The organism is Robinsoniella sp. KNHs210 (assembly GCF_000686105.1).
Classification (GTDB): domain Bacteria; phylum Bacillota; class Clostridia; order Lachnospirales; family Lachnospiraceae; genus Robinsoniella; species Robinsoniella peoriensis.
The window spans coordinates 1-13,706 of the sequence record NZ_JMLZ01000001.1 but is presented as its reverse complement, the minus strand read 5'-3'; the positions used below and the strand labels follow the sequence as shown (position 1 = coordinate 13,706).

Genomic DNA, 13,706 nt, shown 5'->3' with positions numbered 1-13,706 from the left:
AACAGATGCTGGAAAATAATAATAAAAAAATCGTAGATAAACTGGCAAAGCGCAGTTTTTTCAAAAATAAAATGAGAAATATTGCAGCGGTGACAGCAATTGCGCTCACCGCACTGTTGTTTACCTCCATCATAACGATAGGAATCGGTGCATCCCAGTCAATGACTTTGACGAGCCAGAAACAAAAAGGCAGTAAGGCAGATGCAGACCTGCGTTACATGACGGCAGACCAGTTTCAGAAGCTGAAAGAAAGTGACATGGTGGAAACGGTGGGAGAGAGGCGTCCAATCGGTTTTCTGTCAAATACAAACCATCACAATGTTGAGCTGGACTATATGGATGCAGTAGAGCAGGAGCTGACCTTTAGTGTGCCTACCCATGGAAAGGCACCCCGGGCGGCGAATGAAATTGCAACTACTGATAGAGCATTGGAGGATCTTGGAATTACACCAGAGGTCGGGGCAAAGATCCCGGTAGAATTTGAACTCCGGGGAGAAATACACCATTTTGATATGGTATTGTCCGGCTGGTGGGAAGCTGGCGGCATGCCGGTCAGCATGATGATTGTTTCGGAAGCGTTTATGACGGAAAATGACGCATTATTTCCTTATACTTACCACCAGGATCTGGAAATGGCAGGCACTTATTTCTCTGATATTGTATTAAAAAGTAATGCAAATATTCAGGATCAGTTATTTTCCTTTATCCGTTCAGTAGGAGGAGAACCTGAGGACAGAGAAGATCCTGATTATATTCTAAGTGCAGTGAATCAAGTCACAAATCCTCCGTTAAATATGAAACTGGTTATTGGTATTGCCGGCTTAGCAGTTCTTTTTATCATATGCGGCTATTTACTGATTTACAATATTTTTGATATCTCAGTAGCTCAGGATATCAGGCACTACGGACTTTTGCGTACGGTTGGATCCTCAAAAAAACAGATCAGGCAGATGGTAAACAGGCAGGCAGTGTGGCTTTCCTGCATCGGAATACCGATCGGATTGATATTAGGATTTTTCCTTGGGAAGAGTGTACTGCCTTCTGTAATGGATATGTTTGCGAATACAAATAAAGGAATTACCGTGGAAGTATCACCAAATCCCATAATTTTTATAGGAGCTGCACTTTTTGCCGTAATAACAGTTTATTTAAGTGTCCGCAAACCTGCAAAAAAAGCATCCAGAATCTCTTCCCTGGAAGCGTCCAGATATGTGGGTGACAGCGCGGTAAGCAAGAAAAAAACCAGCAAACGAAAAAATGGTTCCAGAATTACACATATGGCATGGGCAAATTTGGGTCGGAATAAGACCAGAACTGCATTTATCATGATTTCTTTACTGTTATGTACCGTGTTATTAAATTCTGTGTTTGTAATAGCCGGAAGCTTTGATACTGATAAATGGATCAAGTCCCTGAGTAAAACCGACTTTATTATTGCCAGTTCCAGCACGTTTAATAATATGAAAGGGTTTATTCACCATGACGATGCGCTGGATGAAAATATGGTAAAGGCAGTGGAAGAACAACCTGGTGTGATAGATGGCGGACGTCTATTTAAAAATACACTGGATGATAAAAGTGTCAGCTTTGATTATGGTTTCAAGATCGTGGATACAGAAGAGAGTGACGGGTACAGTTATGGAATTACAGCAGAGGGTGAGTCTTTTACACTTGCAGATGATAAACGTCCAATGTGTAATGCATTTGGAATGTCAGATGCTGTTTTATCCAGAATGACTATTGTAAACGGCGAAAAAGACCTGAACGTATTGCGGGAGAAGCTGGCAGAAGGAAACTATATAATTGAAGGAGTCAGCGAGGTCCGGGGCAGTGGCAATGTTTCTGTCAAAGAATACAACTGTGAAATTGGCCAGAAGGTGGATGTTTATGTAGACGGAAAGAAGGCAAAAACATTTACGGTTTTGGCTCAGGCGCTTCTGAACGATGTAGAATATGAGGTTCCCTCAATTAATACAGGTGTAGTCCAGGTAGGAAATGACAGCCCGTATTTCTATATGTCTCAGAACGACTTTGAAACAATTTATCAAAATCCTACACTTTTGAGTTATTCCTTTAATATAGATCCGGAATATGAAATGCAGATGGAGGAATTTCTGGATGATTATATTCAGAATGAAAATCCAAACGGAAGCTATAATTCCGTTAGCCTGCTAAAAGCAGATGTAAAGAAAACCCAGCAGGTAGTGTACGTCATAGGTGGTATTATAGGAATTGTAATGGGAATCGCCGGCATAATAAACTTTATAAATATGGTTATCACCAGCATTATCACCAGACGTCATGAATTTGCAGCAATGCAGAGTATCGGTATGACGAAAAAGCAGTTAAACCGGATGATGACCCTGGAAGGAATATACTATGCTTTGGGTGCAGGTATCCTTGGAATCATCAGTTCAGGAATTTTAGGAGTGACGCTTGTGCGGATGATCAGTTCGAATATTTGGTTTATGACCTTCCATCTGAATATCATTCCGGCAGTGATTATCTGTGTTGTCTTTCTGCTGATAGCCATTATTGTGCCAACAATATCGCTGAAAATATTTCATAAAGGAAGTATTGTTGAGCAGCTGAGAGAAACAGAATAAATATGTGAAGGTACTGCAGTATGGATGGGAAAGCATCTGTGCTGCAGTTTTGTATTAGTCAGAATTGTCGAACGCTAACTGAACAAACTCTAACTTAAGGGTATCATGATTCTGCTTATAAACGGTGCGCTCTGGTTGAAACTGTTAAATTATATTAATATGTTACTTGTAAAAAAAATATGTTGCAATATTTATACTATTGTGCTATCATAAAGATATTCAAATATTCTACACGCTGGCTGTTCTGCCAGACAAATTCCAATTGACATTATAATAATATATGAGGCGTTGCTATGCTTGACGTAAATGGTTATCCGATATTTACTATTTAAAATATATCTGACTTTTCTTACGCTGCAAGGATACTGCCTTAAAGTAAGAGGAGGACTACTATGAATCATTCGCCCAAAATAAGTAATATTCAGACTGAAAAAGAGAAAACAGAACCATTTATCATGCTGCCTACGGTTGATTTTTGTTTTAAGGAGCTGATGTGTAGTGAGAAAGCCAGGAAAGGATTAATTGCAGCATTTTTGAACCTGGACCCAAAGGATATTCAGGAAACGGTACTTATGAATACAAGCCTGCGAAAGGAAAACGAAAATGAAAAGCTAGGAATTCTTGATGTAAGGGTAAGAATGCATGACAATACCCAGATTGATCTGGAAATGCAGGTACTTCCTTTCCACTGTTGGGAGGAGCGCACCCTGTTTTATGCCTGCAAGATGTACACAGACCAGATTGTTAGTGGCGATAATTATGATGTTCTGGTGAAATGTATCCAGATCAGTATACTTGACTTTGCATTTTTAAAGGATACAGATCAATGGTATTCCTGTTTTCATCTCCGGGAAGACCAGAGAGGTAGTTTATATTCCGATAAACTTGAGATGCATGTACTGGAACTGCCAAAGCTGGGGAATGGGGAAGAAGCGGAAAATGATCTATTGCAATGGGCGAAATTTCTAAACGGAAAACGGGAGGAGGATTTCAAAGAGATGGCAGAGAAAAATGAGTACATAAACGAAGCGTACCAGATCTTAAAAAACATAAGCGCCGACGATCAGAAAAGATACGAATACGAATCAAGGGAAAAAGCGATCCGGGATCATAACCATATGATTTATATGGCGAAGAAGGAAGGATGGGAATCCGGCCGGGAAGCAGGCATCGAAGTATTTATACAATATAATCTGGAAGAGGGTATCTTTCATGATCGAATTGTTGAAAATCTACAGAAACGTTTTAACTTGAATTATGATATCGCTGAAAAATACTACGAGAAATACAAGTAACATGGTGGAAAGCTGTTGCAAAAAAGGCATTAAATGCCGTTTCATGCATCAGCTTTTTTATTTGCGGCAGTGACCTAAACACGGTAATACTTCTAGGTTCGTTTGGCAACAGGTGCGTTGGTCAGATACCCCGCAGTTTCATGCGGGGTATCTGACTTTGCAGAGAAAAAGAGGAGTGATGGAAATCAAAGAGATGAATTGTTAAAAATCAAAGGAAAGATTAAATTTTGTAGTTGTGATCCGGAGATAGTTTTTATAAAGTAGAGTCAAATACTCTGTCTTAATCTGCAGGGTATTTAAGTCTGGCAGTGAATAATTGCAATGCAGGTATTTTTACCTGATTCGCTGTCTGGGGGAATTAATAGAACAGAAATGGAGAAATACAAGAATGAAAGAATTACATATGATTTGTAACGCACATCTGGATCCTGTCTGGCTGTGGGACTGGGAAGAGGGGATAGCAGCGGCATTATCTACTTTTCGGATTGCAGCCAGATTCTGCCAAGAATATGATGGCTTTATTTTTAATCATAATGAAGCATTACTGTATCAATGGGTAGAAGAATATGAACCGGATTTATTTCAAACAATTCAGGATCTGGTGAAAGAAGGAAAATGGCATATTATGGGTGGATGGTTTTTACAGCCGGACTGCAATATGCCCTCCGGAGAGTCTTTTGTACGTCAGATGGAAGCGGGAAGAGAATATTTTTATGAGAAATTCGGAGTACTTCCCAAAACAGCAGTGAATTTCGATCCTTTCGGACACTCCAGGGGGATGGTACAGATTATGCACAAGGCAGGGTATGATTCCTATATTTTCTGCCGCCCGTCCCAGGAGGACTGCCAGCTTGCGGATGATGACTTTTTATGGATTGGGTTTGATGGTTCCAGTATAAAAGGACATCGTTCCAGTGAACATTATAATTCACTGATGGGAGAAGCGGGAAAGAAAATCACAGAGTTTCTGAAGAGCCACCGGGAACAGGAAACGGGATTGCTTCTGTGGGGAATCGGTAACCATGGGGGCGGACCGTCCCATGTGGATATGGCGCAGATTCAGAATAAAAGAAAGGAAAATCCCCAGTGTGAACTGAGACATTCTATTCCGGAGTCCTACTTTGAGCAGATTGAAAATGAACATAAAATTCTGCCTGAATATGATCGTGATCTGAATCCCTGGGCAGTAGGATGTTATACTGCCCAGATCAGAATCAAACAGATGCACAGAAAACTGGAAGGACTGCTGTATATGACGGAAAAAATGGTATCTGCAGCAGTGTTCCAGAAAAAGATGAAATATCCCGAAGAAGAGCTAAAAGAAGCAGAAAGAGCATTGCTTACTGCTGAATTCCATGATATTTTACCCGGCTCAGCGGTGAAGTCAGTGGAAGAGTCCGGTATACGGATCATGAACTATGGCATGGAACTGCTGGAAAAACAGAAAAACAGAGCATTTTTTGCCCTGGCGCAAGGGGAGCTGCCGGCAAAAGAGGGAGAATATCCCATATTAATTTACAATCCCCATCCCTATCCGGTAAAAGGAGTAGTAACCTGTGAATTCCAGATGCAGAATCAGAACTGGGATTCCAGCTTTGGAATGCCAAAGATCTGTTATAGGGATACAGTGATTCCATGCCAGGTAGAAAAAGAAGCGTGCAATATGAATCTGGACTGGAGAAAAAAAGTAGCATTTTACGCTGAACTGGAACCCATGCAGATGAACCGGTATGACTGTACGATCAGGTTTATGGAGAAGCAGCCAGAAATGGAGCGGCAGGAACAAAATACAGAGATTTCTTTTACCGGGGAGCATATAGAGGCTGTGATCAGCAAAAAAACAGGATTGATGGATTCCCTGAGAATAGACGGAATTGAGTATCTGAAGAAAGGGGCATTTGGGCTTTCCGTGCGGGACAGCGGATTTGATCCCTGGGCAATGAATGTGCAGAGCTTTCCAAAAGAGGAAGGCAGATTTTTGCTGATGGAAAAAGAGGAAGGTGCGGTTTTCTCCGGTGTGGATGCCCAGTTGGAAAGTGTGCGGATTATCGAGAACGGCCAGGTTCGAACCATAGTGGAAGCTTTATTTCGATATCATAATTCCAGAGCAGTGATACATTATATATTGCCTCAAAAAGGAAAGGATGTGGATCTGGAGATTTCTGTGGAATGGATGGAAAAAGGCAAAATGCTAAAACTGGAAATACCCACCTGCCTGAATGGAGAAAATCTTTGTGAAACGGCTTATGGTGTTCAGATATATGAAGCAAGTGAGAAAGAAAGAGTGTTTCAAAGATGGTGCGGTGTTTTTGATAAAGAAAAAGATGGTGCATTAACCTGTATTAATAACGGATGCTATGGGGGAGATTTCCGGGATGGAACCATGAGGATTTCCCTGATCCATTCCGCAGCTTATTCTGCACATCCCATTGAAGAGAGGACTTTGCTGGACCAGGACAGGAGTATTCCATGCATGGATCAGGGCGAACGAAACTTCTGTTTCCGCCTTGGGGGAGGAAGCTTTAAGCAGCGCATGGAAAATGTGGCATCAGAGGCTGCAATATTCCAGGAAAAACCGTTGGCGGTAGCATTTTTTCCAACAGAAAAGGCATCTGTAAAAAAGAAATGGATTGTAATCTCAGACCCCGGCTGCATTCTGGGGGCAATGAAAAAAATCCGGGGAAGTGATACATACCTTATGCGGTTATTTGAAAGTACCGGAATGGCAAGAGAGGTAACCGTCAGTCTCTGGGGTGAAGCAAAAAAAAGGGTATGGTTGAATCCCTATGAAATTAAAACGCTGGAACTGGATCCGGAAACATGCCGTATGGCTGAATGTCCGATGATTCCTTCCGTTATCCCGAAGATAAAAAAATAAAATTTAAAATGGAGGAAATAAAATGCAATATCAGGTCGTATTTAAACAGTTTCATGGAAGTATACCGGTTAAGGAGGAACGCTGGGAGCCGGACAGAGGGGAAAATGAACAGTGGAAAGATCTGGAACAATTTCCCTGCAGGATTCAGTGTATCCGAAGTGACGAAGGCAATGAGCAGCGTTTTCTTATACGCACGGAGATGATACATCGTCTGGAAGAGCCGGTTTCTATCTCTTTGGAATTTATAAAAGAAGGCTGGACAGGACGAGAATATGTATTTATGCCGGCAGCTGTTTATGACGGGAACAGGATGAAAAGCAAGCGGCTTTCCTATCCTCCTTATCACGTAGGAAAGACTGAGGAGGGATGGGACCGGGTAATTACAGACATTCCCCATCTCAATTATAAGGGGGAAACTTCCAGTATCCAGCTGCGGTCCGGTGATATGAGTACTCCTGCCATGGGATATTTTCAGGAGGACCGAAAGGAAGGTGTTCTGATTCTGGCAAATCATATGGTGCATGGGAGATATACCGGATTTACAGTAACAGACAATGTAGAGAGAGCTGTTTTTGGGGTTTCCTGTCCGGCTGTCAGAGAAGAGAAAAAATACTTTTTTGGAGAGCTCCCCGATGGATCCGGTTTTTATCCAACCTGTGAGGCGCCATCGGATGATGTGGGAATGATATTGCTGGAAGGGGAACGATTGGAAATGGAAATTCGGTATTATCAGTTTCCCGCCGATAATCTAAATCAGTATTTTATGAAATTCAATGAACTGCGGGAAGAAATGGAAACGGGCCAGGAGTTCTGTGACATCCCATTTTCAAAAGCTTATGATGCAGTCAAAGATAAATATAACAAGATGAATTTTACGGAAGAGGGATATTTCCGTGTGGGGACAGAGAATGATGTTCCGCCTTCTTTCTGGCAGGCAGGCTGGGTGGGGGGAGGTATGAATACTTATTCATTCCTTCTGGAAGACAAGGGGCTGGCACGCAGTCAGTCAGTTTCCAGCCTGAAGTTCATCACGAAACACCTGCAGCGGGATAATGGGTGGTATATCCCGATGTATGCAAATGGGCAGAGCTATGGAGATGACTTTCTGAATGAAAACAGTCCGGTTCTTTTGGTGAGAAAAGATGCAGATCTGTTATATTTTCTTCTGAAACAGGCTTTTTATCTGAAGCGTCATGGGGAAATGACAGAAGAAATGCAATGCAGTATAGCATGTCAGGCAGATGCATTCGTGCGGTTTTTTCGAAAAAACGGACAGCTGGGACAATTTATTAACATGCAGCAGGAAACGCTTTTACAGGGAGATACGGCAAGTGCAGCCATTATTTGTGCAGCGCTGGCTTTGGCTTATGAATATTTCCAAAAACCAGAATATCTGGAAACAGCCGAAGCACTGGGGGATCTCTATTGGGAGGACTATTTGAAAAAAGGGATGATGAACGGAGGACCCGGAGAAATCTGTCAGGCACCGGACAGTGAATCTTCATTTGGTTTTCTGGAATCCTGTGTACAGCTTTATGAGACGACGGGAAAAGAAAAATGGCTGCAGGCGTCCAGAGAAGCTTTTGAATTGGCGGTCACCTGGGTAATGAGTTATGATTTCCACTTACCGGAGAGAAGCACCGCGGCAAAAATGAGGGCTCACACCAGGGGAACCATATTTGCAAATGCCCAGAATAAACATTCCGCACCCGGAATCTGCACCCTGTCCGGAAATTCAATGCTGAAACTTTACCGCTATACGGGGGATCAAAAATATTTGAATTGGATGAGCCGGATCAGCCATGCATTGGCACAGTTTGTTTCCCTGCAGGAAAGACCCGTTGATACATTGGCAGGGCGTGCACTTCCCGCCGGATATTTCAATGAAAGAGTGCAGACCAGCGACTGGGAAGGAAAGGAAACAATAGGAGAATTTCTGTATGGTTCCAACTGGCCCGAAGTGTCAATGCTTCTGACCTATGTAGAGATTCCGGGAATTTATCTGGATCTGGACCGAAAAGTACTGCAGTGCTCGGATCATGTCAATGCTCAGATTATAAAAGAAGACGAGAGAGAAATACTACTGCAAATCTCAAATCCTACCCGTTACAATGCAGTAGTAACATTAATGGTGGACCATAGCCGGAATCCTGCTTCTATGGGCCATCTGTATTATGAAGACATGAGGAAAATCGAAATTTGTGCCGGCATGGAACGAAATGTAATAATAGAGAAATAAACCTGCAAGATGTATTTAGGAAGCAGTGAACCGATATACAAAAAAGAATATCAAAAAGTATTTTATAATAGGAAGAGAGGTAGAATAATGACACCAAGAGAACTGGTATATGCAACACTGGAATTCAGAAATCAGACCGGAATAGTACCGCGGCAGATGTGGACACTGCCATGGAGCGAGTGGAATCACCAGGAGATGGTTAATAAGATACACAGAGATTTTCCCGATGATATAATTGGAGCAGTGTGCAATTTTAAGGAGAAAACGATTGAAGAAGGGGAGCCGTACAGATATGGAATCAGCCGGGATGCATGGGGCTGTATTGTTACCAATATTCAGGAAGGAGTTATCGGTGAAGTGCGGGATGCACTGGTTCAGGATGATGACTGGGAGGATGCGGATAAGATTCACATACCCAGGGAATGGCTGAGTTTTGACCGGGATCAGGTGAATCAATTCTGCAGAAGCACGGATCGTTTTGTGACTTGCGGATGCTGCCCAAGGCCCTTTGAACAGCTGCAGTTTATCAGAACAACGGAGAATCTCTACATGGATTTAATGGACATTCCGCAACGGATGAAAAACTGGATGGGAAAAATGCATAGTTTTTATTGCGAATTGCTGGAGGAATGGGCTAAGACAGAAGTGGATGCGATCAACTTTATGGATGACTGGGGAAGCCAGAGCAGTCTGCTGATTAATCCCCGGATTTGGCGTGAAATCTTCAAACCTATGTATCAGGATTATATTGAAATTGCCAAAAGACATCATAAAAAAATTTTTATGCACTCTGACGGATATATTCTGGATATCTTACCGGATTTAGCAGAAATGGGGCTGGATGCTGTCAATTCCCAGATCTTCTGTATGGGTGTTAAGAATCTGGAACCTTTGGCGGGAAGAATCACGTTCTGGGGTGAAATGGACCGGCAGCATCTTCTGGTTGAAGGAAGTCCCGCCGATATCCGGGATGCAGTGGAAGAAGTGCGGGAGACTCTGTGGAAACGCGGCGGATGCATTGCCCAGTGTGAATTTGGTCCGGGAGCAAAACCGGAAAATGTATATGAAGTATTTCAGGCATGGGCAGGGAAAAAGGAAGGAGAAGTTGGATGATGAATAATCAGGTAACAGATCAGGCAGCAAATCCGATAACAAACCAAAACACGGTCCGGATGTCAAAAAAGGAGCGTGTCTGGGCGGCAATACGACATATGGAAAGTGACAGAGTCCCAAAAGGGGAATTATATATTCAGCCACAGATCGCCAATAAACTTCTGGGAGAGGATTATCCGACGGATCACCAGCATTTTGAAAGAGACAAAAAGGTACGGGAATTACTGCATATGGATCTGGTCAATGTGGGGGACTGGCCGGAATGGGAGATAGGTCAGACGGATGACGGCAAAAAAGTGCTGCAAAGTGTGTATGGACAGACTTTCCTGGCCGGAGAGGAGAGTAAGTGTCTTTTGAAGCCTCCGGTTGATATCGAGGATGCCGGGGAATATCAGGAGCCGGATATTGCCAGGGTAACCGGGGAACTGGTTGAAAAGTACGCAAAGGAGACGGATTTCTTTGTGTTTGCCCAGGTGGGTGGACCAATCTCTATGCTGAATGAAATGTATCCCATGGAAGACTATATGGTGAATTGCATTACATATCCGGAGGAAACCCATATATTAACGGAAAAAGTAATTGCTTTTGAGATAAAAAAAGCAAAATTATTCCTGGATAAGGGGGCGGATGCCATTCTTATTGCGGACGATATGGCATTTAATACCGGAGTATTTCTGCCTCCCTACGTGATGGAAGAGAATGTTTATCCGTTTTATAAGCAGATGATTCGGGAAATCAAGGCATATAAAAATATTCCGGTATTTCTTCACAGCGACGGGAACCTGAACAGCGTTATGGACGATCTGGTGGAATGCGGATTTGACGGCATTCAGTCCCTGCAGCCTTCTGCCGGTATGGATATCCGCAGGATTAAGGATAAATATGGTGACCGGCTGTGTCTGTGGGGAAATATTGATCTGGACTATATCATGTGCTTTGGCACCGTGGAAGAAGTGCAGGCAGATGTCCGAAAAACCATAGAGGCAGCAAGCCCCGGAGGCGGTTTTATTCTCTCTACCTGTAATACGATGGTGGATATAATTCCGCCGGAAAATATTTTGGCGATGATCAGGGAAGCTGATAGCCATTGTGAATAAGGTTAATTTTTGAAAGTACAGATTTGAAAGTCCATTTTCTCTATAAAACAAAGTAATTGCAGGATTTAAAAGTTGTAAAAAAGGAAGAAATGCGTGAGAATATGCACAGAGCGGCAGTGAGTTTTGTAAAACAATGAAACCGCTGATAAAATGGAAAGGGGAAGAGGGTTGAAAGAAAATTTTAATAAAGAAAGGAAGCCACGGTGTGATTCTTCCAACCTGTTTTATTGTGGCAGTATTGCAGGCAAGACTGCAATAAGCAATGGGTATAAAGATGAAGGAAAAACGTAAAAGAGGACGCGTTTCCAGAAAAAAGAATACGACATTAACCATAATGGCCCTGCCGGCAGCCGTAATTCTTTTCCTGTTTTCTTATGTTCCTATTGCAGGACTGATTATTGCTTTCAAAGATTTTCGGTATGACAAGGGATTTTTAGGAAGTGACTGGATCGGATTTAAAAATTTTGAATTTTTCTTTAAATCTAACGATGCGTGGGTAGTACTTAGAAATACGATTGGACTGAATGTACTTTTTATCGGTATAACCCTGGTGGTTTCAGTGGCAATTGCCCTGATGATGAACGAAGTGCGAAGCAGAAAAATGATAAAGGTAACACAGACGATTATGTTTTTCCCATATTTTATGTCGTGGGTAGTAGTGGGTTATCTTTTGTATGCGTATTTGCATCATGACTATGGTATCATTAACCAGCTGCTGCAATTTTTGGGGCTGCACAGTATTTCGTGGTATGCACGGTCAGAATACTGGCCGGTAATACTGACTTTTATGTATGCGTGGAAGATGGCGGGCTACTACAGTGTAATCTATTATGCAGGTCTGATGGGAATTGATGATACCTATTATGAAGCAGCAGCTCTGGATGGAGCAAGCAGATGGCAGATGGTATGGAAGATAACGCTTCCAATGCTGAAAGGAATTATTATAGTAATGGTAATTCTTCAGGTAGGAAGAATTATGTATGCGGATTTCGGACTGTTTTTCAATCTGACAAGAGACCAGGGTGCACTTTATGCAACTACAGATGTACTGGATACTTACATATACAGGGCACTGCGTGTAACCGGTGATATCGGAATTGGTTCCGCTGTGGGATGTTTCCAGGCAGTGATAGGATTTGTACTGATTATGGGCTCCAATCTGGTTGTACGGAAACTGGACAAAGACAGTGCATTATTTTAAATGGGAGGAATAAAGATGAAGAAAGATTTATCCTTAGGCCCTAAAATTATCATTTATGCATTTCTGGGTCTGTGTTGTTTACTATGCGTAATTCCCATTATCACGGTGGTATCCATTTCCTTTTCCAGTGATATCCGAATCATGAAAGAGGGCTATGGAATTTTTCCAAAAGGCGTGACGCTGGATGCGTATAAATTTGTATTTAAGGATGCGGCTGCAATACTCCGGTCTTATGGTGTGACGATTTTAGTTACAGTTCTGGGGCTTGGAATCGGGCTCACACTGAATTCCATGATCGCATATGTCCTGTCCAGAAAAGACTATGCCTGGCGCAAACCGCTGACGGTATTTCTGATTATTCCCATGGTGCTGAATGGCGGTATGGTTCCTACCTATATATGGCTGACAAAATACCTGCATTTAAAAAATACGATCTGGGCAATGCTGCTGCCTATGCTGATTGTTCCATGGTTTATCATCTTAATGCGAACATTTTTCACCCAGCTTCCGGCATCGCTGATGGAAGCAGCCACCGTGGATGGTGCAGGGGAGCTGACAATATTTACGAAAATTGTATTGCCCCTTGCAAAACCCGCCCTGGCAACGGTAGGGATGTTTATAACATTGAATTACTGGAATGACTGGTTCCAGCCGCTTATGTATATTGATAACCGGGAGCTTTATAATCTCCAGTACCGGCTTTATGTTCTGATGCGGGATGTACAGGAAATGATTAAGAATTCAGCAATATCCGGAATGGGAATCAGCATGGCAGACATGCCCACGGAATCTATGCGTATGGCGATGTGCGTGATTGCAGCAGGACCTATGCTGGCTGTATTCCCGTTTTTCCAGAAATATTTTGTAAAAGGATTGACTGTCGGAGGCGTAAAAGGCTGATAAAGAATGTAAATTGCTATGTCAATTACATATAAATTTTATGAGGAGGAATAAAGATGAGAAGGAAAAATTTGATTGCTCTTGGAATGGCAGCAGTAATGGTAATGGGGACACTGGCTGGATGCAGCGGAAACAGTAATTCAGAGAAAAGTGCCCAAACTGACGCAAAAGCGGAAAGCGGCAGTGAGACTGGCGGCAAAAATGACGTATCGGAAGAAGGAGACGGCGGTGGAGCGGAGAAAAAAGAAGACAAGGAAGTTGTCAATTTAAAAATTCATACACCGGTTCCGGAGCAGACAGACGGAAAGGCAGTAATGGAAGCACTGAATGAGTATACGAAAGAAAAAATAGGGGTAACCGTAGACTATGTATTCCAT

General features: G+C 42.5%; 8 protein-coding genes and 1 pseudogene. All 9 read left to right on the top strand.

Annotation, left to right across the window (positions count from 1 at the left end; translation table 11 throughout):
* Positions 1 to 5: 5 nt before the first annotated feature.
* The gene (locus tag CD03_RS0100050; RefSeq protein ID WP_027291889.1) at positions 6 to 2,606 is read left to right on the top strand and encodes an ABC transporter permease; all 2,601 of its coding nucleotides are present in this window, start codon (positions 6 to 8) and stop codon (positions 2,604 to 2,606) included.
* A 392-nt stretch (positions 2,607 to 2,998) separates the two neighbouring features.
* Complete coding sequence (locus tag CD03_RS0100045) at positions 2,999 to 3,901, top strand: Rpn family recombination-promoting nuclease/putative transposase (RefSeq protein ID WP_044288787.1); 903 nt, start codon at positions 2,999 to 3,001, stop codon at positions 3,899 to 3,901.
* A gap of 388 nt (positions 3,902 to 4,289) precedes the next feature.
* Positions 4,290 to 6,779 (top strand): glycoside hydrolase family 38 C-terminal domain-containing protein, encoded by a 2,490-nt coding sequence (locus CD03_RS0100040; protein WP_027291887.1) that lies wholly within the window; start codon positions 4,290 to 4,292, stop codon positions 6,777 to 6,779.
* 22 nt (positions 6,780 to 6,801) lie between these two features.
* Positions 6,802 to 9,018, top strand: a complete 2,217-nt coding sequence (locus tag CD03_RS0100035; RefSeq protein WP_027291886.1) for a hypothetical protein — start codon at positions 6,802 to 6,804, stop codon at positions 9,016 to 9,018.
* A gap of 87 nt (positions 9,019 to 9,105) precedes the next feature.
* Positions 9,106 to 10,131: a uroporphyrinogen decarboxylase family protein gene (locus CD03_RS0100030; RefSeq protein WP_027291885.1), complete on the top strand. Its 1,026-nt coding sequence runs from the start codon at positions 9,106 to 9,108 to the stop codon at positions 10,129 to 10,131.
* A complete protein-coding gene (locus CD03_RS0100025) occupies positions 10,128 to 11,228 on the top strand; it encodes a uroporphyrinogen decarboxylase family protein (RefSeq protein ID WP_027291884.1) in 1,101 nt (366 codons plus the stop codon). Before CD03_RS0100030 ends, CD03_RS0100025 begins: the two co-directional genes overlap by 4 nt.
* A gap of 262 nt (positions 11,229 to 11,490) precedes the next feature.
* Positions 11,491 to 12,429 carry an ABC transporter permease gene (locus CD03_RS0100015; RefSeq protein WP_052377588.1) on the top strand — a complete coding sequence of 313 codons (939 nt, stop codon included), beginning with the start codon at positions 11,491 to 11,493 and terminating at the stop codon, positions 12,427 to 12,429.
* Between the two features lie 15 nt (positions 12,430 to 12,444).
* Complete coding sequence (locus CD03_RS0100010; RefSeq protein WP_052377587.1) at positions 12,445 to 13,329, top strand: carbohydrate ABC transporter permease; 885 nt, start codon at positions 12,445 to 12,447, stop codon at positions 13,327 to 13,329.
* A gap of 56 nt (positions 13,330 to 13,385) precedes the next feature.
* Positions 13,386 to 13,706 (top strand): annotated as a pseudogene (locus CD03_RS31740) (hypothetical protein); the annotation flags it as partial.